Source organism: Kitasatospora sp. NPDC091335 (genome assembly GCF_044757205.1).
Lineage (GTDB): Bacteria > Actinomycetota > Actinomycetes > Streptomycetales > Streptomycetaceae > Kitasatospora.
Map to the genome: position 1 here is coordinate 250,086 of NZ_JBIVUM010000009.1, position 19,828 is coordinate 269,913.

At 70.9% G+C, this 19,828-nt stretch carries 17 protein-coding genes; 11 read left to right on the top strand and 6 right to left on the bottom strand.

Features of this window, described 5'->3' with window-relative positions:
* Window positions 1-17: 17 nt before the first annotated feature.
* The 3 genes from ACIQOW_RS21000 to ACIQOW_RS21010 all read right to left on the bottom strand — a co-directional run bounded on the left by ACIQOW_RS21000 (window position 18) and on the right by ACIQOW_RS21010 (window position 3,692).
* Window positions 18-1,730, bottom strand: a complete 1,713-nt coding sequence (locus ACIQOW_RS21000) for a carbamoyltransferase (protein ID WP_401087119.1) — start codon at window positions 1,728-1,730, stop codon at window positions 18-20.
* A gap of 79 nt (window positions 1,731-1,809) precedes the next feature.
* The gene (locus tag ACIQOW_RS21005; RefSeq protein WP_401087121.1) at window positions 1,810-2,625 is read right to left on the bottom strand and encodes a hypothetical protein; all 816 of its coding nucleotides are present in this window, start codon (window positions 2,623-2,625) and stop codon (window positions 1,810-1,812) included.
* Window positions 2,622-3,692, bottom strand: a complete 1,071-nt coding sequence (locus tag ACIQOW_RS21010; RefSeq protein ID WP_401087122.1) for a radical SAM protein — start codon at window positions 3,690-3,692, stop codon at window positions 2,622-2,624. Before ACIQOW_RS21010 ends, ACIQOW_RS21005 begins: the two co-directional genes overlap by 4 nt.
* 578 nt (window positions 3,693-4,270) lie before the next feature.
* Here ACIQOW_RS21010 and ACIQOW_RS21015 point away from each other — a divergent pair.
* The 3 genes from ACIQOW_RS21015 (at window position 4,271) to ACIQOW_RS21025 (ending at window position 6,498) form a co-directional block, all read left to right on the top strand.
* Complete coding sequence (locus tag ACIQOW_RS21015) at window positions 4,271-4,423, top strand: hypothetical protein (protein ID WP_401087124.1); 153 nt, start codon at window positions 4,271-4,273, stop codon at window positions 4,421-4,423.
* An 81-nt stretch (window positions 4,424-4,504) separates the two neighbouring features.
* Window positions 4,505-5,704, top strand: coding sequence for a JmjC domain-containing protein (locus tag ACIQOW_RS21020; RefSeq protein WP_401087126.1), 1,200 nt, complete (start codon window positions 4,505-4,507; stop codon window positions 5,702-5,704).
* 20 nt (window positions 5,705-5,724) lie between these two features.
* Window positions 5,725-6,498, top strand: coding sequence for an aldo/keto reductase (locus ACIQOW_RS21025; RefSeq protein WP_401087128.1), 774 nt, complete (start codon window positions 5,725-5,727; stop codon window positions 6,496-6,498).
* Here the strand turns inward: ACIQOW_RS21025 and ACIQOW_RS21030 are convergent.
* From ACIQOW_RS21030 to ACIQOW_RS21040, 3 genes are read right to left on the bottom strand one after another with little or no spacing between them, the layout of a single operon-like run.
* On the bottom strand, window positions 6,486-7,343 hold the full coding sequence (locus tag ACIQOW_RS21030) for a hypothetical protein (RefSeq protein ID WP_401087130.1): 858 nt from the start codon (window positions 7,341-7,343) through the stop codon (window positions 6,486-6,488). The genes ACIQOW_RS21025 and ACIQOW_RS21030 overlap by 13 nt on opposite strands.
* 55 nt (window positions 7,344-7,398) lie before the next feature.
* Window positions 7,399-8,121, bottom strand: a complete 723-nt coding sequence (locus tag ACIQOW_RS21035) for an HAD family hydrolase (RefSeq protein ID WP_401087132.1) — start codon at window positions 8,119-8,121, stop codon at window positions 7,399-7,401.
* A 2-nt stretch (window positions 8,122-8,123) separates the two neighbouring features.
* Window positions 8,124-9,506, bottom strand: coding sequence for an XRE family transcriptional regulator (locus ACIQOW_RS21040; protein ID WP_401087134.1), 1,383 nt, complete (start codon window positions 9,504-9,506; stop codon window positions 8,124-8,126).
* Window positions 9,507-10,045: 539 nt separating this feature from the next.
* On the opposite strand from ACIQOW_RS21040, the gene ACIQOW_RS21045 reads away from it, so the two are divergent.
* The 8 genes from ACIQOW_RS21045 to ACIQOW_RS21080 all read left to right on the top strand — a co-directional run bounded on the left by ACIQOW_RS21045 (window position 10,046) and on the right by ACIQOW_RS21080 (window position 19,762).
* Window positions 10,046-11,023, top strand: coding sequence for a hypothetical protein (locus ACIQOW_RS21045; protein WP_401087136.1), 978 nt, complete (start codon window positions 10,046-10,048; stop codon window positions 11,021-11,023).
* Window positions 11,024-11,067: 44 nt separating this feature from the next.
* Window positions 11,068-12,567 carry an amino acid permease gene (locus tag ACIQOW_RS21050; RefSeq protein WP_401087137.1) on the top strand — a complete coding sequence of 500 codons (1,500 nt, stop codon included), beginning with the start codon at window positions 11,068-11,070 and terminating at the stop codon, window positions 12,565-12,567.
* A 71-nt stretch (window positions 12,568-12,638) separates the two neighbouring features.
* Window positions 12,639-14,000, top strand: coding sequence for a glutamine synthetase family protein (locus tag ACIQOW_RS21055; RefSeq protein ID WP_401087139.1), 1,362 nt, complete (start codon window positions 12,639-12,641; stop codon window positions 13,998-14,000).
* An 84-nt stretch (window positions 14,001-14,084) separates the two neighbouring features.
* Window positions 14,085-15,605 carry a Mur ligase domain-containing protein gene (locus ACIQOW_RS21060; RefSeq protein ID WP_401087141.1) on the top strand — a complete coding sequence of 507 codons (1,521 nt, stop codon included), beginning with the start codon at window positions 14,085-14,087 and terminating at the stop codon, window positions 15,603-15,605.
* Between the two features lie 29 nt (window positions 15,606-15,634).
* On the top strand, window positions 15,635-16,156 hold the full coding sequence (locus ACIQOW_RS21065; protein ID WP_401087143.1) for a hypothetical protein: 522 nt from the start codon (window positions 15,635-15,637) through the stop codon (window positions 16,154-16,156).
* A 229-nt stretch (window positions 16,157-16,385) separates the two neighbouring features.
* Window positions 16,386-17,342 (top strand): LuxR C-terminal-related transcriptional regulator, encoded by a 957-nt coding sequence (locus ACIQOW_RS21070; protein WP_401087145.1) that lies wholly within the window; start codon window positions 16,386-16,388, stop codon window positions 17,340-17,342.
* Window positions 17,339-17,788, top strand: coding sequence for a hypothetical protein (locus ACIQOW_RS21075; RefSeq protein WP_401087147.1), 450 nt, complete (start codon window positions 17,339-17,341; stop codon window positions 17,786-17,788). The genes ACIQOW_RS21070 and ACIQOW_RS21075 overlap by 4 nt, the downstream gene beginning before the upstream one ends.
* Window positions 17,789-17,818: 30 nt before the next feature.
* Complete coding sequence (locus tag ACIQOW_RS21080; protein ID WP_401087148.1) at window positions 17,819-19,762, top strand: glycoside hydrolase family 15 protein; 1,944 nt, start codon at window positions 17,819-17,821, stop codon at window positions 19,760-19,762.
* The last annotated feature ends 66 nt before the right edge of the window (window positions 19,763-19,828 follow it).

The following is a 19,828-nucleotide window of genomic DNA, read 5'->3' on the forward strand; positions in this document are numbered from 1 at the left end:
AGGGAGGTCGGAGTGGTTCAACGGGTGCTCTCCTCGACGACGAACGGGCCGACCACGAGTGCGTCCAGGCCGCACCTCAGGAAGGTCGCGACCGCATCGCTCGGGGTGCAGACGATCGGCTCGTCCGCGCCGTTGAACGAGGTGTTCAGCACGACGGGCAGGCCCGAGAGCTGGCGGTAGGCGTCAATGACGTTCCACAGCAGAGGGTTTGTGTCCCGGTTCACCGTCTGAACGCGGGCAGAGCCGTCCACATGGACCACGGCTGGGAGGCGATCTCGCTGGTGCCGGTGTACGGCGGCGGTTGCCAGCATGTACGGGTAGACGAGTGCGCCGTCCGACGGCAGGGCGAAGAAGTCGTCGGCGCGCTCCGCCAGTACGGCCGGTGCGAACGGGCGGAACGCCTCCCGCTGTTTGATCATGGCGTTGATCCGGGCGGCGGTCGTGGCGTGCTGGGGAGAGGCCAGGATGCTGCGGGCTCCCAGTGCCCGCGGTCCGAACTCCATGCGGCCCTGGAACCAGCCGATCACCTTCTCCGCGCTCAGCAGCCGCGCGGCGTCCCGGTGCGGCTCGGCCGTGCGCCGCACCTGGTACCGGCCGACGGGGACGCCGCTCAGCGCTGAACGGATGGTCCCTTCGTCGTAGGACGGGCCGAGGAAGGCATGCCGAAGCGGGTGCCGGACCGGGCTGGCCGCTGCGGCCAGCGCCGCGCCGATGGAGGCGCCGGCGTCGCCTGCTGCGGGCTGGATGAAGATCCGGTCGAACCGGCCCGAGGCGATCACGGTGGCGTTGGCGACGCAGTTGAGTGCGACGCCGCCGGCCAGGCAGAGCGATCGTTTCGGCACGAGGCGCTGGGCGAAGGCGAGGTAGGAGCCGACCAACTGCTCCAGGAGATACTGGAGGGCGCGGGCGATGTCGCGGTGTCGATCGGTGATCTCGTCCTCGGCGCGCCGGGGCGGGCCGAGGAGTTCGACCAGGGCCGGGCTGAACAGGCTGCGGCGGGCGCTGGGCCGACGGTGGTGGTCGAAGTAGCGCAGGTCCAGGTGCAGTCGGCCGGTGCGCTGGTCGAACCGGGCAAGGCGCTGGATCTGGTCGAGGTACCGCGGGCCTCCGTAGGCTGCCAGGCCCATCACCTTGTACTCGTCACTCTGCGGCCGGAAGCCGAGGTACCGGGTCAGGGCGCTGTACAGGTATCCGAACGAGTGCGGGTACAGGATGTGATGGCGCCGTGTCATCCGGCCGTTGCTGCCGTCGTAGATCGCGGCGGTCTCGTACTCGCCGCGGCCGTCGAGGGTGACGACCAGGGCGTCATCGAAGGGCGAGGTCAGGTAGGCGCTGGCGGCGTGCGCACGGTGGTGCGGCACGGGCATGAGCGGCAGACGGTCCGGTAGCAGGCCGCTGCGGCGAACCGTGTCGTGCAGGCGGCGGCGCGTGCGGTACTTGCCCAGGTCCGACAGCAACGAACCGATCGACGCCGGTGTGCCGTAGCGCAGGTTCGACGGCGCCAGGAGAAGGTGGAGCTTCGGGTCGACGAACAACGCTGCCTGGTCGAGGTCCCGCGGGTGGGCGCCGGTCAGGCTCAGGCAGGCCCGGATCGCCTGCTCGGGGAACACCTTCGTGTTCTTGATCCGGTTCAGGCGTTCCTCTTCGACGGCGGCGACCACCGTCCCGTCGTGAACGATGGCCGCCGCCGCGTCGTGGGTCCCGAAGTTCAGCCCCAGGGTCAGAGTCAACAGCGCACGCCGATCCGCTCACGGCCTCCCGCACACGGGCGCAGGCTCTCGGGGACCGTTCGTGGCAGGGCGAGGTCGATCACGGCGCGGTCTCCTTGAGCCCGGTGCCGGCGGTACGGGGACCGGGCAACCTTGATCGTGGCGAGTTCCGGAAGGTGTCGATCACCTCATGGACATGGTCCGGTGAGGACATGGTGATGGCGATGGTCTCCACCCGCGGCTCACGGAGCACCCAGGCAAGCGGGCGGAGTCTGCTGCTGGCGCTGCCGGCACGCGGGTCGATCAGAGCGCCGCGGTTGAGAGGCGACATCCCGACGAAGCCTCGGCCGGCCTGCGAGATCTGGGACAGATAGGAAATCGGCCAGGAGGACGCGACGTGGTACTGGGCCGCGACGGCCGTGATCGGCTCCTCCCGCAGGGCGGCGCGGACGGAGGTGGGGCCGTGGCAGTAGGCGTAGACCGCGCCGACCCGGCCGGAGGCGAACGCCACCTGGGCGCCGTACCGGTAGAACTCCCTCAACGCCCGCTGATCGTTGAGCAGTTCAGTTTGTCCGGTGCGCTTGAGATCTACTTGGAGCACCACGGCATCGATCCGGCCGATGCCCAGCTGCCCTGCGGACATCTCGATGGCCGTGTTGACGCGAGCCTCCAGGTCCCCCCGCAGCGGGCACTCCGCCTTGACCAGGTGACGGAGCCCGACGACCGGGCCGACCTCGTCCAGCACCTCCCGCACCGCCCACTGCGTGCCGAGGTGCGGGTTGGAGTGGATCGTGCGCACCCCGGCGGCCAGCGCGGTGCGCAGAGCGTCCAGGCCGGGCTGCGAGTCCTTGCCAGGCCGCAGACGTCCGGCCACGAACGTCGAGGTGCCGAAGCACAGGCGTTCCAGGCCCGTCACATCTCACCCCGTGCTTCCAGCGCCTCGCGGGTCAAGATGGTGCGGAAGTGCGCGATCGACTTCTGCTCGCCGACGACCTTGTCGAACCGCAGCTCGCCGAGCTGGTCGCGGTAGTGCTTGCGGTTCGGGTTGTCGATGTCGAACTGCTCGCTGTCGCGGTAGCCCGTCAGCCGCTTGAACGTCTCCCGCTTCTCGTCCAGCGACATCCCCCACAGGACCGGAGGGTTCTTCTGGCTGATACAGACCGTCGTCATCCCGTTCGGGCTGATCCGCAGCTTCCAGCAGCCGCCGCACGGGTAGTCCCAGGAGAACATCGCGAGCACCGCGACCTTCACCCCGGTCTCGCCGATCTCGTAGTAGTTGTAGCTCGGGTTGTCTCCCTCGATCGACTCCCGCCGCACCGGCCGCAGTTCACCCGCCCTGGCGAGCGCGTCGAGGATCGCCGACTCCTCCACGAACTGGTTCTTCCAGAACGCCTCGCCCTCGGCACCGAGCTGGGCGGGGTTGGAGGGGAAGAACTGGTTCAGCTTGATCGCCAGCTGGCCCGCCCCTCCGCTGTTGTTCAGCTCACGGGCGTAGTCGATGAAGGCGGGCAGTTCGTGAAGGGTGTCGCGCATCGTCACGCACGAGATCTTCGTCAGGGTCGGCAGCAACTCGACCGAACGCTCGATGCTGCGCAGCGTGTCGCTGTGAAAGCCCCTCCGGGTGATCAGCAGGTTGCGCTGCTCGTCCAGGGTGTCGATGCTGACGATGGCCCGGGTCAGGCCGGCGTCGACCGCCTCCTCGATGAAGTGGTGCAGGCGGTAGCCGTTGGTCGTGACGATCTGCTGCTCGTAGCCGATCGCCTTGCCGGCGCGCAGCAGATCCACGAAGTCCCTGCGTACCGTCGGTTCCCCGCCGGTGTAGTGGACCCTCCGGAGGCCGATGTCGTAGCCGGCCTGGAGGACCTCGATCGCCTCCTCCAGCGAAGGCTGGACGATGACCCCTTGCTTCCCCTCCGGCAGGCAGTACTGGCAGCGGATGTTGCAGCGGGACGTAATGCCGAACCGGAGGTTCCATTTGCGCATGCCGGGCGAGTACCGGCTTCCCATGACCTTCAGGGGATTCTGCCTGATCTCGTTTTCCACGGGCATCTGCCTTTCAAGAGAAAGTGAAGTCCAGGAGGAGTGCTGCGCAGATTGAAATCAGCTCCAGAAGCTGGCGCCGTATCTCAGGTTTCGATTTCCTCGCGCCGTCAAAACCGAGAACCCCCCCGATTCTGGCGGGCCTAATGGGTTTCTTCCAACCACGTTCCGGGACGTTCCAGGGACGTCCCGAGACGTATCCGCTGGGGGCCGCCCTTGGCGTACCCGCCTGTCCTATCCTTCGGAGGTGGCAGCGCAGGGCCAGGGCCCCACTGCTGCGAGCAGCGGGGGACTGGATCAAGGGTCCTGGCGCGGAGATGCGTGCTGCCCAGCCTGACTAGCGGGTTGCGTCAGCAGGGCTCGATGACGCTACGCCTGGAGGTCGAACTTCCGCATTCGCGGGGAAATATGACCCCAGGTAACGACCGCTTGATGATGAGCAACCAGCGCGAGGCCGCCGGTAGGCGACGCCTTGTGCGCCGTCCGCCTCCGCTAGCCCGGGGGCATGAGAGGAGCGAAAAATGGCAGGTCAACCGGATGAGGAACTGTTGATCGCGGTCGATGAGCTGGGGGCGGTGCACGACCGATACGACAGTCTCCGCTCGGACAACGCCGGTTCCGGCGGCGACGACCCGTGGCCCGGAGGCGACGGCAATCTGCACGACAGCGAGTGAGTGAGCCGGCTGGTGGGCGTACCGGTATCCGGACGCCCGCCAGCCGGTACGGCCTGGTGATTGGGTTCAGGGGAGGTTCGTGTGGAGCACAAGTTGATCAGGGCCGTGGAGTCGGCTCTGGGCTGGGCGGGACCGGAACGGGTCGGTGATCGGTTCGCGAGGGGACACACGGGGGTCGAAGACCTGTCGAGGCGGTTGCTCACCCCGCAACGGCTGCTCGACCTGGTGATGCGGCGCAGTCTCGCCCGCCCGCAGTTCCGGGTGTTCCAGGAAGGTGTGGAGGTCCACCCGGCGGTCTATTTCACGGACAGCGTCAGCCCCAGGGGCCAGAGCATCTCCTTGGTCAACATGAACGCCCTGGGGCGGCTGCTCAGCGAGGGCGCGACGCTGATCCTCGACCAGGCGAACGTCGCCGATCCGACGTTGGAGGTAGCCTGCCGCGCGTTGCAGTGGTGGAGCCAGGAGCGGGTCCAGGTGAACGTCTACTGGACTACCGGCGAGGCGGAGGGGTTCCCGCTGCACTGGGATGACCACGATGTGATCGTCGTCCAACTGGCGGGCGAGAAGGGCTGGGAGGTCCGTGGTACTTCGCGAACCGCGCCGATGTACCGGGACGCCGACCCGAACTCCACGCCGAGCGAGGAGGTGATCTGGTCGGGACTGCTTCGCGCCGGCGAGGTGATGCACATCCCGCGGGGCCACTGGCACCGGGCTACTCGTGTCGGCCACGGGGACGCCGGTCACTCGCTGCACGTCACCTTCGGCATCACCAGGCGGACCGGGGCCAGTTGGATGGCCTGGCTCGGCGACTGGTGCCGCGAGCAGGAGGTCTTCCGGCACGATCTCGACCGCGCTCCGGGTGCCGACGCCAGCCAGTTGATCGCCGCGGCGCGGGAGCTGGTGGAGTCGCGGCCTCCGGCCGCGTTCCTCAGCGACTACCAGCGGACCGCCGCGCCGGCTCGGCAGGTGCCGCACCTGGACGTACTCGGCCCACTCACGACGGCGGTCTGCACCACGAACTTCCGCCCGGAAATCCGTCCGGGTGACAGCGTGGTGGAGGTGACCGCGGCCGGTCGGCGTCTCAGCTTCGTCGCGAAGGCGGAGCCCGCGCTGCGACTGCTGCTCAGCGGACACCCCGTGGTCCTGGCGGAGGCCGAGGCCGCTGTTGGCAGCGAAGTACATGCGGTGGCCGGCCTGCTGGTGAAGGAGGGTTTGTGCGCGCCGCTGACCGACGAGTTGTTCTCGGGCTACACCGGTCTCGTCACGAACGCCACCTCCTGACGGCGGCGCTGGATCACGGAGTGACCGCGATCGACACCGCGTTCAACTACCTGGGCTTCACCTCGCACGCCATGCTCGCCAACGTGGGCGGGGACCTGCTGTCCGGTGTCACGGTCTCCACCAAGGTCGGCTACTTCCCGGCCGCCGGCGGCCGGGCGCGGCACAGCCTCGATCCGGTGGAGCTTCGCGCCGCGCTGGAGCAGACGGTTCGGGACCTGGGACGAGCACCGGATGTGGTGCTCCTGCACAACCCGGAAGCCTCGCTCACGGCCGGGGAACGAGGCGAGGAGCAGTTGGCCGCCGCCTGCGCTGTCCTGGCCGAAGCGGTGACGGCCGGGTCTTGTGGGGCGTGGGGGATCGCGACGTGGAATCCGCGCGCCGTCGCCACGCTCGATGCCCGGCTTCCGGTCGCGCCGGACGTCCTGATGGTCCGATCCGGGCTGCTCGTCGGCCACGAGGTCCTGGCCACTGGTGAAGTCCTCGCCCGGGGATGGGGTATTCCGGCTGAACGCCGATGGGGCATGAGCCCGTTCGGCGGGAACCCTGCCAGCCCGCCCTGGCGTCGGAGCGACCCGCGTCTCTTCCTGGCCGGTGACGCGGGTGAGTCGACTCCGGTGCAGGCGGCCTTCCGGGTTGCCTTCGAGCTGCCGCTGGTGGGCGCGGTCGCGGTCGGCACCGACAGGCCGGATCATCTGCGCGAGCTGGTCGATGCCGCCGGGCTGGCGGTCAACGCCGAACTCATCGACGGGTACCGGCGTCTGCTGGCTGAGCGGGCCGCTCGTCAGAGTGGTTGAAGCGCGTGGATCAGCTCCTCGGCCTCGGTCCGGGCCAGGACTACCCGCGGGTCGTCCGGGTGGGCGTGCGGGCCGGCGATCTTCGCCAGCACGAAGAGGCGCATCACCATGCCGTCGCGACTCTCAAGGTCCGCCCGGCGCTCGCGGCGTACGCGGTCCGCGAGCGCCGGGACGGCGAGGGAGGCGGCCAGCAGCGACGCGGAGTCCAGGCCGTGCGGCGCCATCCCCCAGTCCTCCCAGTCGAACAGGCAGAACTCGGGGCCGGTGACGTTCGCCCAGTTCAGGTCGGCGTGCGCCGCAGACCACGAGAGCACCTGGGTGTTCACCGCCAGGGGGAAGGCGGTGCGGATCACCTGATCGACCAGCTGCTGGGTGATCGGCTCGGTGTCCGGCGTCGCCACCCTGGGCGTGGGCTGGGCGGCGAGCGCGTCCAGGGACGCGTTCAGGGCCTTCCACCAGCCGTCCGCAAGCTCGGGATCGGTGGCCAGGACGGCTGTGCCGATCGGACTGCCCGGAATGCGCGACGTCTCGTCCGCTCGCCAGATCGCCCCGTCACCTGTGTCGTGCCACGCCACTGAACTCACCCAGCGGGGCATCGCCACGCCGGTCAGCACGGCAGCGGTTTCGGTGCCGGCCCAGCCCTGCTCTCTGGCCCTCTTCCACTGGCGACGCTCGATGCGGACCCAGGTGTCCCGATCGGTTCTCGCTCCGACCGACCGACGCTTCCTGACGACGCTGGTCCGGTCGAGTGCTGTGCCGAGGCGTTGCTCGACCAGTTCGAGGATGCAGTCGACCGGCTCCTTCCGGAGGTCCAGCGCGCGGCCACCTGCTACGGAGAGCGTCATGGTGGTGACGGTAGCAGGCAGACGGGGGCGGCCGTGCGGTTGGCGCCGCTGCCAACTACTGACGGAAGACCGTGAGTTCTGCGATGGCGCGGAGTACCGCCTGCGGGTCGCGCAGGCTGTCGAGGACACGGTCCGCCCCGGCGTCGGCGAGCTGGTCGGCCGTGGTGGTGCCGGAGGCGACAGCAACCACGCCTGCTCCGCCTTCCGCTCCGGTCCGCACGTCTTCGAGCGAGTCCCCGATGATGACCGTGTTCGATCGGCCGAAGGTCTTCCCATGGCGGGCGGCGGCTCGACGCTGGGCGACGCCGACCAAGGCCGGCCGGTGGGAGTCGTCGGAGGCGAAGCCGCCAACGGTGAGGTCGACGTACTGATCGAGGCCGAAGGCGCGGAGTTTGATCTCCGCGCTCTGCTGCAAGTTGCCGGTGACCACGGTGGGCACGAGGCCCGGGTGGGCGTCGACTGCTGCGAGTGCGGCGGTGGCACCAGGCATGAGCTGGCCTCCTGCGTGCAGCTGCTCGGCTTTCGCGGCGAGGAGCCTGGGCAGGAGCTCGACGATCTGCTCTTCGAACAGCTCCAAGTCCCGGTGGTCGACGTCGTTGGCCGTGAGCAGTTCCCGTACCGCCAGCGGCATCGTGCGGCCGGTGCCGCGTTCGGGAAGCTTCACCGCGTCGCGTCCGACGACCTGGCGGAACGCCTCGCGGTAGACGGCGCGGTCGGTCTCGCCGACGTACACCAGGGTACGGTCGATGTCCCACAGAACGAGCACGGTGCTGGTCACGGTCACGACTCCTTGGCCGCCATCACTTGTCGTGACCGTTCTATCAGCTCATTCGACTGCGGGCCGGGGATGGCCTGGAGGTGCTCCACGGTCTGCTCCAGGTGCTCGGTCAGCCTGGCCGACTGGACCTTCGACGCGAGGGTGAAAGCGGCATCTGCGGCCATGAAGCCTCCGTCCCGATCGTCGGCGAGAAGGTGGGCGGAGGCGGCCCGCGATGCGAACAACGCCCGCGTCCGCAGATCCGCGGGGTTCAGGGTGGAGGCGGCCTGCTCGAAGTGGTCTGCCGCGGTCTTGTGCTCGCCGAGTTGGAGGTAGCAGCTGCCGGCCTGGCCGAGGATCTCGCCCCAGTTCATCCAGTAGAGCCAGCCCGGGTCATGCTCGGCCGGGCCGAGCTGCTCCAGTTCGGCAGCCAGTCCGAGCGCCCGCAAACATGCCTGTCGCTCCCCGAGCTTGGCATGCCCCCGCGCCTGACGGGTCAGGAGCATGGCCTCAAGGTGCGAGGAGCCGAGGGTGCGGACCTTCTCTCTGGCGGCCTGCATCGCGGTCACGGCGTCGCGGGGGTCGCCGATCGAGTAGCTCTGGATGGCCAGGTAGGACAGAGCGCCGGCGCCGTACCGGGGATCCCCGGAGGCATGGGCAGGTCGAAGTGCTGCGAGGAGGGCTCGTTGGGCCAGTACGTGGTGTCCGGCATCGAAGTGGAACCATCCGAGCTGGGTCGCGGTGTCGGCGGCGATGCCGGCCAGGCGCTGCCCGATCTCCTCGGTGTAGCTGGCCGAGTTCAACGTCTCGTACAGGACGCTGAGATGGGCACGGGCAAGGCCCGCGACCAGGCCGCTGCCGGAGCTGGCGTCCATGGTGCGCAGGCTGTCGATCGTCCCCTGGAGGCTATCGACGAGCGCTTGGGTCACCTGCGCTCCACCGAGCGCGCGTTCAAGGGGCTCTACGTCGGCGATTCCCCACTGGTGGATGTAGGCGGAGAGGGCGGTTCCGGCTAAGAGTAGGAAGTGACGGCGACTCGGACGCATGGGCATGGCAGCAGGCTCCCCTCGCATCGCGTCGTGCAATGCCGCCACCATACGGCGGGCCGTCCACGGCCCGGCGGTGTCGTCATGAGCAGGGAGTGAACTGGCGTTTCGTCCTGGGGCAGACGGGTCCGCAGTCGTGCGCAGCGGGAGCCTCACCAGATCGGCCGGGGCACCAACCGTGTCGAGGAACTCGATGATCCGGTCAATGTGGGTCAACTGCACCCGTCGGGCCTCCAGTCGGGACAAGTAGCCCTGGGTCAGTCCGGTGATCCCCGCCAGATCGTCCTGGCGAAGCGGAACGATCTCCCGAATGCGCTTGCTCAGCTTGCCGAAGTCCAGTTCGGCAAGGCTGTCGCGCACCAGGGCGTCTCGCCACACCCACGCGGGAACGGGCTCGGCCGGTGTCTCGGCGACCGTCCGCGCGCACGGGCCGCACACACTGGCGCTGTCGTTGTACCGGCTGAGCGCGCACCCACAACGCTCGCATCGCCGCACCCCCATACCGCCCCTCCCGTCCGCAGGAGCCTTGGCCTCCCACAGGCGGCCCCGTGATCATATTTCAGCGCGAATATGACTACGCGAATGGTCGCCGTCAAACACTCTCAGGCACCTTACTGCGGCGAACAGTTGACCATGGCGGAATTCGATCACTCTGCGTCCCAGGACGTCCCGCACGCGTCCCCCGGTGGGGTCGCGTCGTCCGGCGAACCGCCGCCACCATCTGACGCAGGGGAAACAGAAGGCGCAACCCGTCGCCACCAAGTAGGAACCTCGCCAGCGGGGTTCTACGGCCAAAGCTCGCCAGGCCGACCGCGCCCTGCCCGCAGTGAGCGCGGCCCGGCGTCGGTGCCCACGGCGGCCATGTCCACCGCTCACGACATGTCTGGAAGGACGGTCCCATGAACGCCGTGCCGCCCGCTCGGCCGGTGTACCACCCCGCCGGGTTCGACGATGCGCTACGGACCGCAGTGGACGATCTGCGGGCCGGACGCTGGCTTTCGACGCAACGGCTGCTGGCGGCGACCGGGCAGGACTGGGGGCGTCGCGCCTCCCGGACGCAGGTGCTGGCGCTGGTGGCCGCCAGGTCGACCGTGCTCGCCGACTGGGGACGTGAGGACCCGGTCAACCCGGAGCTGGCCATCCTGCGGACTCGGGTCGCGGTCGAGCACGCCCTGACCGCGGCCGAGGCCGGTTCACCGGAGGCCGGGCGCCTGGAACAGGCAGCGCGCGAGTCGTGCTGGGCCGCCGCCGACGCCGTGCCCTCGGACCCCGTGCCGTGGGTCTGCCTCCTCGCCCTGGCCGTGTTGGACCGGCCCAGGGCACGGCCCGAGCACCAACAACGCTCGTCGGACCCGATGCTGCCGCCCGGCCCGTGGGGGCTGCTCGACGAAGCGCAAAGGCGCGATCCGGGCAACCGGGAGGCCCATCACCGCATGCTCCGCTACTGGCAGCAGGTCTACCGGCCAGCGGCGGCGGACTTCGTGAACGTCGTCGTGCCGAGGGTGCCGGTCGGTTCGGCACTCGCCGCCCTGCCGCTGTACTTGTCGGTCGAGCACCACCGCAACGAGCCCAGGCGGAACGCGGTGGTGCTCCGGCAGTGGCTACGGGAGCCGCACTTCTCCCGTGCTCAGCGCGCCTACGAGAGCTGGTCCGCTTCGGAGCCCGGATCATGGCCGGTCGCCGATCTCAGCTACCTCGCCCACGCTCTGTGGGCGTCGGCCCAGATGGACACCGCCGCTGAGGTCTTCACCGCGCTCGGACAGTTCGCTTCCAGGGCCCCGTGGAGCCTGGTCGCCGACTCGCCGGAGAAGGCGGAGAACCTGCTGCTGACCGCGCGCCAGCAGGCCTTCGCCGGCCGGGCGACCGCCCTGGCCTGACTACCCCGTCCCTGCCCACCTTCTCCCCACGGAGGTCGACTTCGATGTCCCCCGTCCACGCCGCTGAGCTGTCCGACGAGGATCGGCTCCGTCAGCTCGGCTACGAGCCCAAGCTGAGCAGGCGGATGGGCGAGTTCGGCAACTTCGCCAGCTCGTTCTCCGTCATCAGCATCCTGTCCGGGTGCATGACGATGTTCGCGTTCGGCCTGAACACCGGCGGTCCGGCGGTGATGTTCTGGGGCTGGATCGGCGTCGGTGCGACGGTCCTCTTCGTCGGCCTGGCGCTCGCCGAGGTGACCTCGGCCTACCCGACCAGCGGGGGCCTGTACTTCATGGCGCACCAGCTCGGTGGCCCGCGGTGGGGCTGGCTGGTCGGCTGGCTCAACCTGCTCGGTCTGATCGGCGGCATCTGCGGCATCGACTACGGCGCCGCCTCCTTCATCGGAGCCTTCCTCAACCTCCAGTTCGGATACGAGCCCACGCCCGTCGGCCTGTTCGGGATCTTCGCGGCCGTCCTGCTGCTCCACGCGCTGCTGAACCTGCCGAACGTGCGCCGGGTCGCCTTCCTCAACAGCGTCTCGGTGTGGTGGCACATCGGCGGCGTCGTGCTGATCGTCGGCGCGCTCGCGATCGTGCCCAGCCACCACCAGGAGGCCGGCTGGGTCGTCGGGCACTTCGTCAACAACACCGGCTGGAGCAACCCGATCTACGTGAGCGCGATCGGGCTGCTGCTGGCGCAGTACACCTTCTCGGGCTACGACGCCTCCGCGCACATGGCCGAGGAGACCACCAAGGCGGCGGTGTCCGCACCGCGCGGGATCGTCCGTTCGATCTGGGTGAGCTGGATCGCCGGCGCCGTCCTCCTCGCCGGCATGCTCTTCGCCGTCCAGGACTACGACGCCGTCCTCACGACCGCCACCGGTGTGCCGCCCGCCCAGATCTTCATCGACGCGCTCGGGACAACCGGGGGGAAGGTGCTCCTGGTCGTGGTGATCGTGGCGCAGCTGTTCTGCGGGAACGCGGAGACCGCCGCGTCGGCGCGAATGGTCTTCGCCTTCTCCCGGGACGGCGCGCTCCCCGCCTCGGGCCTGTGGAGCCGGGTGTCGGAGCGCACCGGGACGCCGGTGGCCGGGGTGTGGTTGTCGGTGGGGGCAGCCGCGGTGCTGGCGCTGCCGTCGCTGTACAGCACGACCGCGTACGGGGCGGTGACCGCCGTCAACGTGGTGGGGATGACGCCGGCGTACGCGGTGCCGATCTACCTGCGGCTTCGCAGGGGCCGGAAGTTCCGGCCCGGGCCGTGGAACCTGGGCCGCCGTGGGCCGCTGATCGGGTGGATCGCGGTGGGCTGGGTGGCGGTGGTGAGCGTGCTGGTGTGCCTGCCCCAGAGCTATCCGGTGACCGTCGACACGTTCAACTACGCTCCCGTCGCGCTCCTGGCGGTGATGGTGCTGGCGTGGGCGTGGTGGCTCAAGGCGGGGCGCTCGTACGCGCCGCCTGTCCAGCGGTCGGCCGAGCTGGTGGAGCTGACCGAGGAGGTCGTGTGACCAGCCGCCGCTCGGGTCGTCCGAAGGGGGCAATGCGGGCAGCCCGGTACCGCGGGACCGGAAGCTCGCCGGTGGCGGCTTCGCCGGTCGGGCCGTTGCACCGGCTGGTGGCCGGCTTCGGGATCGAGACGGTGCTGCTTGCGGCTGTCGATGTGCAGGGCCGTCTCAAGGGCAAGGAGTACGACGCGGCCGCTCTGGTGGAGCGGCTGCGGTCGGGCCGCCTGGCTCCGGAGATGTGCGGGTACGTGATCGGCACCGACCTCGGGATGACCGCCCCGCGCACCGGGGCGTTCTCGTGGGGGTCCGGCTTCGGCGACGTCGGGCTGCTGCCCGACACCAAGGGTGCCCGCGTGCTGCCGTGGCTGCCGTCCACGGCGGTGGTGCTCGCCGATCCGGTCAGCAAGGGGTGGTCGCACCCGCTGGCCCCGGTCACCGTGCTGGCCGAGCAGCAGGAGCGCCTGGCCGGTGTCGGCCTGACGGCGATGGTGGGGGTCGAGACGGAGTTCGTGCTCCACGAGGGGACCGCCCGGGACGCGGCGGCGGCCGGCTGGCGCGGGCTTCGGCCCGTCACCTGGGACAACCGCGACTATGCCCTCGACCAGCCGTCGGCGGTGCGGGAGTTCGGACGCAGGCTCCGGCAGGTCCTGGCCGCCGCCGCCCTGCCGGTGGAGGCGGTCAAGGGCGAGGGCGCGTGTGGCCAGTTGGAGGTGACCTTCCCGTACGGCCCGGTCCGCGAGGTGTGCGAGCGGCACGTGCTGTTCAAGCACGCCGCGAAGACGGTCGCGGACGAGCAGGGCATGGTGGCGTCGTTCATGGCGGCTCCGGCCACTGGGGTCGGCAGCGGCCTGCACCTGCACGTCTCGCTGCACGATGTCGACGGTCGGCCGGTCCTGGCCGCCGACCCGCAGGACGGGACCGAACTGTCGGAGCTGGGCGAGCAGGCGGTGGCCGGGCTGCTGACGGTGCTGCCGCAGACCGGCCCGCTGTGGGCGCCGTACGTGAACAGCTACAAGCGACTCGGCGACCATTCCTTCGCGCCGGCCCGCTTCGCCTGGGGCCGGGACAACAGGTCGTGTGCGGTGCGGGTGGTCGGGCACGGCCCCAGTCTGCGGCTGGAGGTGCGGCTGCCCGGTGCGGACGCCAACCCGATGCTCGCGCTGGCTGCCGTCCTGGCCGGTGTCCGGCACGGCGTCGAGGCCGGCCTCAAACCCCCGCCCGCCACCTGCGGCGACGCCTACCTGAACCGTGAGGCGTCGCCCGTGCCGCAGTCCCTGGCCGAGGCGCTTGCTGTCTTCGAGGCCAGCGAGCCGGCCGGTGAGCTGCTCGGCGAGCCGGTGGTCGCGCACCTGGCCCGCGTCGCCCACCTGGACCTGGAGTACCACGCCGCCCGCGTCACCGACGCGGAGCTGGAGCGCGGTCTCACCCAGGCATGAGCCCCGGGCCGGTCGCGGCGCCACACCCCCGGACCCGCGACCGGCCCGGTTCCACCCCTCACCCTCACCCTGCTGGAGGACTTCATGGAGAGCATGGACGCCGTTTCCGTCCGACCCCGCGCGAAGGGTAGGACGAAACCCGCCCCCGACCTGCTGGCCAAGGCGCACCTGGTCGACGTCACGGCGCCCGGCATGGAGGTTCTGGCGTTGTGGCTGGCCTCCCGCGGCCTGGACGTCACCGGCAGCATCGGCCCCGCCGATCAGGACAGCGCCGCTGCCCGGCTGCGCGAGGCCGGGGTCAATGTCGAGGTCGGCTTCGACGCCCGCAACGTCCAGGAGGACCGGACCTGTGTGGTGTGGTCGGGGGTGGTGGCCGCTGCGCACCCCGAACTCGACCGCGCCCAGGAGCTGAAGCTGCCGGTGCTCGCCCGCGCGCACGCGCTCGCGGTGCTGGCCGCCGGGTTCGGCGGTCAGCTGGTGGCCGTCGGTGGCAGCCATGGCACCGCTACGGCGGCGGCGGTGCTCGCCGCCGCGCTGGACGACGGACGCACCGGCTGGATCCTCAACGCCCCCGCCCAGGGCGGCCCGCCGGGGCACGGCGGCGACCGGCGGCTGGTGGTGGACCTGTGCCCGGACACCACCACTCACGAGGCCGCTCCCCTCGGTCCCTGGAGCTACCGCCCCGGCACCGCGCACCGGTACCGGCGGCCGCGACCCGCGGTCACGCTGATCACCAGCGCCACCCGGAACGCGCCGCACTTCGAGGACACCATCGAGGCGCTGAACGACGCCACCAACCTGGCCCGTTCGTCGGGCACGGTGGTGCTGCCGCTGTGGGACAAGGGTGCCAAGATCGTGCACGAGAGACTCACGGACCGGCCCGGCCCCATCGTGGTGACCGTCGGCCTCGACGAGAGCGCCGACGTGTGGGTCCTCCCGCCCCGGTGGCTCGGCGGCGAGCACCTCCTCACTCTCCACCACCAGGGCGCTAGGCACCAGTTCACGGTCCAGGTCACCGGTCGCCATCATGCCCTGGCGGTGTGTGCCGCCATCGCCACCGCCCTCGTCGCCGGCGAGAGCCCGGAGGCTGTGGCGGAGCGTCTTGCCTCTTTCCGGGGCGTCGAGCGCTCGCTCTCCGTGCTCGGCACCCGGTCCGGCATCACCGTGGCGGATTCCCGTGCCCGGCACCCGCACGAGATCGCCCAGGACGTCACGGCCGTCCGGATGCTCACTGAAGGGGATGTGGTGGTCGTCCTGGAGCCGGACGGCATCGCCCGAACCAGTGCCCACGCCGACGATCTCGGCGCAGCTCTCGGCGGTGCCGATCGCGTGCTGCTCCTGCCGGTCAGCACCCCGCTGGCCGAGCACGACGGACCGGACCCGCTGGATGCCGTCGAGCGGGCGGCCGTCCGAGTTCTCGGACGCAGCGCGGTCCACCGCGTCCGGTCCGGCCCGGGTGAACCCGACCCCGCACGGCGGCTCGTCGAGACGGCCGCCGAGGGCGACCTCGTGCTGGTCGTCGGCACCGGCCGAGCCGAGGGTCTCGGGCCCCACCTGCTGGACCGCCTCGGCCAGAGCGGCGTTCCGGACGCCAACCACCCGTGAACCGTCCGCCGACCACCGGAGAAAGCATCATGGCCACCGCCGCCCTTCCCGCCCACAGCCTCACCGGGCAACAAGTCCGTCTGCTCCGTCACCTCGGCGCCGAGTCCACCGTCCGCACGATCACGGCCGATCCCGAACTCTCCTGGGAGCGCACTGAGGTCGACGCCGCGGTCAAGGACCTGCTGACGGCCACCGGGACCCGCACCGCGTCCCAGCTCGTCGCCTGGGGCGCCGCCCAGCGCATCATCACCGAGACCTCGGAGCCCTGCACCGCGCTCGCCGTCAGCATCCAGTTCCCCCAGCGGCTCCGCCGTGTCCTGGTGGGCTGGGTCGGCGGGAGTACCGCCCCGGAACTCGCGGCCGACTTCGGCGTCACGGCCGCCACCGTGCGCGGCTACGGCCGGGACCTGCGCGCCTGGCTGGGAGTGCGGACCCAGATCCAGGGGAGCATCGCTGCCGTGCTGGCCGGTCTGGTCCTCCTCAGCGACGTCGACCCGACGTGGCCCGCCGAACCGCTCCTGCGCACCGAGCCCCGCGGACAAGCCGCGTGAACCCCCGCCGCACCGGCGGCCGGGCCGCGATCGGCCTCGTCTGCGGCCTCCTCGGAGCCCAGGTCGGCGCCGCCGACCGCCTGATCGCCGCGCGTTCCGCGCCGAAACGCCGGACCGGTCCCTCTTCGCTGGGCCCGCGTCGGCCAGCCGGCTGAGTACCCGTTCCACCGCACCACCCCATGGCGGCCGTTACGGGCCAGGGCCGCACCCCGACAACCCCAGACGGAAAATGAGCACCTTACGACCTGCCGACGTACACCCCGCCGACGGAATCGCGACCCGCGACCTGGATCGCCATCTGATCGGCCGCTCGGGCGTCATCGTCGACGCCGGCGCCCTCGTCCAGCTGCCTGCCGGTCGCCGCTGCGGCGCCGATCCGTTCCTCCTGGCCAGCGGCGCCCCCGTTTCAGCCACCGTTCCCGCCCCGCTTGTGCGGCTGCTGATGCGCGCCGGCTCGATGGCCGTTCCCTGCGCCCTGGTCACCGAACGGCTCGGCCGCCACGTGAGCGACATGCTCACCGCCCAGCGCGTCCCCCCTGTGTGGTCCGCCTCCGTCGGCGCGGCCGAGCACCGGGACCGGGGAACCAACCCCTACCGGGCGGCGGCCCGCGCTCTCAGGCTCCCGGTTGAGGGCTGCCTGGTCATCGCGGCCGAACTGACCCTGCGCGAGGCCCGGGCCAGCAGCGCACGCCGTGTGCTGCTGGCCGAATTCGGCTCCCTCCGCACAGTCTCCAAGACCGTCAACGGGCTCAGCCAGCGCCAGCACGACGTGGCCCTGCAGCTCGCCCTCGGGAACACCTACGACGGCGTCGCGGCCCTGCTCGGCTGCTCTGCCAGCACCGCCTCCAACCACATGTCGCAGGTGATGCGCCGCCGAGGCCGCACCGACCGTACCCGCGCCATCGTCGACCTCATCACCTCCGGAAGCCTTGACGCCGCGGTGCTGCGCGCGGCCCTGCCCGACCGGCTCCCGGAACTCGACCCGATCGGCCACGAGGTGCTCGCCCTGCTCGCCAGCCACGAGGTGCGCGCCGTCGCGAGGATGACCGGCCTCAACCCGGACACCATCGGCCGCGTCATCCTCCGGGCCACCCACGCCCTCGGCGCCAAGACCCGCACCCATGCCGTCGTCATGGTCCTCCTGCTCGGCCGCCCCGGCCCCGTCGCCGCCGACGGTGCCCGATGAAGCTGGTCGAGTACCCACAGCACTTCACCCCCGACGGCAGCCCCACGCTGTACCTGGACCCTTCGGGCGCCGGGCGCCCGGGCTGGCAGGGCGACGCCGTCGCCCTGCTGGACGCGGCCGGCTTCACCGGCACCGTCCTCAACCCCCAGCCCGCCGTCTGGCCGACAGCGCCGTTCGGCTGGCAGGAGCACAACCTGAGGCGCTTCGGCGCCGTCCTCCTGTGGTGCCCCACCGGCGCGCAGCACGCGCGCGACGTCCAGCAGCACGTTCTCCACCGCTCGCGCACCGCGCTGGTCGTCGGCTGCGACCGGGAGGAGCGCGCGCAGCGGTTCGTCCACGCCGAGTTGCTGGGCACGATGCCCCGGCTGGCCGTTGCCACCAGCCTCGCCGCCACCGTTCGCGCGGCCCTCGACCATCTCAGTGCCCCGGCCGCCACCCGGGTCTGAGCTTCACCGACTCACCCCGTCAGGATCGCCATGCCCACCCCCGTCTTCCCGCCTCGCTCGCGGTCCCTCATCGAGGACCACGGCCTGATCGGCAGCACCGCCACCGGCGCCCTCGTCCGCGACGACGGCACCATTAACTGGCTGTGCCTGCCCCGGTTCGATTCCCCCGCCGTCTTCGCCGCCCTGCTGGGTACCGAGGAGCACGGCCTCTGGCGCCTGGGCCCCACCGCCGACGGCGCTCACCCGGCAGCCGACCGGCGCCGCTACCGCGGCGACACCATGGTCGTGGAACACGAGTGGGACACCCCGGGCGGCACGGTGCGGGTGGTCGACTTCATGCCCATCGGCACCGGGGCGTCCGAGACCATCCGGTCGCCCCAGGTCGTTCGGATCGTCGAAGGCCTGAGCGGCGCCGTCGCGATGACCTCGATGCTCCGGGCCCGCCCCGGCTACGGCGCCGTCACTCCGCTGTTCACCCGCACCTCGCACAACGGTGCAGCGCGCCTGTGCGCCACCGCCCATCCCGGCTCCTACTGGCTCGACGGCCCCTTCCACGCCGTCGCCAAGGCCGGTGCGCACTCCGAATTCACCATCACCGCCGGCGAGGTCGTCACCTTCACCCTCACCTGGTGCACCTCCTACCACCCGGCGCCCGACCTGCGCAGTCCCCGCTCGGCACTCGCCCGCACCACCGCGTTCTGGACCGACTGGGCGTCCCGCTGTGCCTACCAGGGCCCCTACCGTGAGGCGGTCGTGCGCTCCGCGCTCGTCCTCAAGGCCTTGTGCCACCCGGGCGGGGGGATCGTCGCCGCGCCGACCACCTCCCTGCCCGAGCAGATCGGCGGCGAGCGCAACTGGGACTACCGCTACACCTGGCTGCGCGACGCCGCCCTGACCATCACCTCGCTCGCGCGCCTCGGCTACACCTCGGAAGCCGAGACCTGGCTCATCTGGCTGCTCGGAACCCTGGGCCGCAACGCCGCCCGGATGCAGATCATGTACGGCCTGTCCGGCGAACGCGCCCTCGAAGAGCAGGAGTTGGACCACCTTCCCGGCTACGAGAACTCCCGACCGGTCCGCATCGGCAACGGCGCAGCCGGCCAGCTCCAGCTCGACGTCGCCGGTGAGGTCACCGACGCCCTCCTCGTCGCCGAGGATGCCGGCCTCGGCCCCTCCAACGGCGCCGACACCCTGCTGCGCGCCCTCGCCCGCTGGACCGAGAACCGCTGGCAGGAACCGGACGAGGGCATCTGGGAGGTCCGCGGCCCGCGCCGGCACTTCGTCCACTCCAAGGTCATGGCCTGGGTCGCGATCGACCGCACCATCACCCTCCTGCGCCGCCGCGCCTCCACCACCGCCGACGAACTCGCCCACTGGGAACAGCTGCGCGCGAAGATCCACGCGGACGTCTGCGAACGGGGCTACGACCCGGAGCGCAACACCTTCACCCAGTACTACGGCGGCCGGGAGCTGGACGCCTCGCTGCTGCTGATCCCCCAGGTCGGCTTCCTGCCGCCGGACGACAAGCGCGTCATCGGCACCATCGAGGCGATCCAGCGCGAGCTGTCCACCGAGGACGGGTTCGTGCTGCGCTACCCGACCCACGACGAGTCGGGCAACAACGTGGACGGCCTCTCCGGCCACGAGGGTGCCTTCCTGGCCTGCTCGTTCTGGCTCGCCGACGACCTCGCCATGATCGGCCGGGTGCAGGAGGCCCGCGAGCTGTTCGACCGGCTGCTGGCGCTGCGCAGCGACCTGGGCCTGCTCGCCGAGGAGTGGGACCCGCGGCTGGGGCGCCAGGTCGGCAACTTCCCCCAGGCTTTCTCCCACCTCGCCCTGGTCGGCACGGCGTTGCGGCTGGCCGCCTGCGGCGGCGCCCGTCTGCCGGCCCAGCGCGCCGTTCCCGCCGGGGCTCCCTCCGAGCGGGAGCAGGGGACGCTCACGGTGGCGGGTGTGCGACAGAGGGGCTGCTGATGGCCGCCCCTGTGCCGTTCGTGTCCAACCGCATCACCGATGCCCGGACAGGCCCTGTCGTCCAGG

Coding starts and splice junctions, on each gene's coding strand:
- ACIQOW_RS21010 (WP_401087122.1), bottom strand. CDS start 3,692: ATGCGCAAATGGAACCTCCGGTTCGGCATTACGTCCCGCTGCAACATC.
- ACIQOW_RS21060 (WP_401087141.1), top strand. CDS start 14,085: ATGGAGAGCATGGACGCCGTTTCCGTCCGACCCCGCGCGAAGGGTAGG.
- ACIQOW_RS21070 (WP_401087145.1), top strand. CDS start 16,386: ATGAGCACCTTACGACCTGCCGACGTACACCCCGCCGACGGAATCGCG.
- ACIQOW_RS21015 (WP_401087124.1), top strand. CDS start 4,271: ATGGCAGGTCAACCGGATGAGGAACTGTTGATCGCGGTCGATGAGCTG.
- ACIQOW_RS21045 (WP_401087136.1), top strand. CDS start 10,046: ATGAACGCCGTGCCGCCCGCTCGGCCGGTGTACCACCCCGCCGGGTTC.
- ACIQOW_RS21075 (WP_401087147.1), top strand. CDS start 17,339: ATGAAGCTGGTCGAGTACCCACAGCACTTCACCCCCGACGGCAGCCCC.
- ACIQOW_RS21080 (WP_401087148.1), top strand. CDS start 17,819: ATGCCCACCCCCGTCTTCCCGCCTCGCTCGCGGTCCCTCATCGAGGAC.
- ACIQOW_RS21030 (WP_401087130.1), bottom strand. CDS start 7,343: ATGACGCTCTCCGTAGCAGGTGGCCGCGCGCTGGACCTCCGGAAGGAG.
- ACIQOW_RS21050 (WP_401087137.1), top strand. CDS start 11,068: ATGTCCCCCGTCCACGCCGCTGAGCTGTCCGACGAGGATCGGCTCCGT.
- ACIQOW_RS21065 (WP_401087143.1), top strand. CDS start 15,635: ATGGCCACCGCCGCCCTTCCCGCCCACAGCCTCACCGGGCAACAAGTC.